The 598-nt window shown below is 50.0% G+C and carries 1 rRNA gene; it reads right to left on the bottom strand.

What is annotated here, in order from left to right:
• A 23S ribosomal RNA gene (locus tag D1643_RS11355) occupies window positions 1-598 on the bottom strand; the annotation flags it as partial.

Raw genomic sequence — 598 nt, 5'->3', positions numbered from 1 at the left:
GCACCCTCACATCCTTTTCCACTTAACATATATTTGGGGACCTTAGCTGGTGGTCTGGGCTGTTTCCCTTTCGACAATGGATCTTATCACTCACTGTCTGACTCCCGGACATAAATGAATGGCATTCGGAGTTTATCTGAATTCGGTAACCCAAGACGGGCCCCTAGTCCAAACAGTGCTCTACCTCCATCATTCTTAATTCCGAGGCTAGCCCTAAAGCTATTTCGGAGAGAACCAGCTATCTCCAAGTTCGTTTGGAATTTCTCCGCTACCCACACCTCATCCCCGCACTTTTCAACGTACGTGGGTTCGGTCCTCCAGTGCGTTTTACCGCACCTTCAACCTGGACATGGGTAGGTCACATGGTTTCGGGTCTACGACTACATACTCACTCGCCCTATTCAGACTCGCTTTCGCTACGGCTCCGCTTCTTCAGCTTAACCTCGCATGCAATCGTAACTCGCCGGTTCATTCTGCAAAAGGCACGCTATCACCCATTAACGGGCTCTAACTTCTTGTAGGCACACGGTTTCAGGTTCTATTTCACTCCCCTTCCGGGGTGCTTTTCACCTTTCCCTCACGGTACTGGTTCACTATC

The sequence above is a fragment of the Enterorhabdus sp. P55 genome (assembly GCF_009911695.1).
GTDB lineage: Bacteria > Actinomycetota > Coriobacteriia > Coriobacteriales > Eggerthellaceae > Enterorhabdus.
This window is presented reverse-complemented; position numbering and strand designations above follow the sequence as displayed.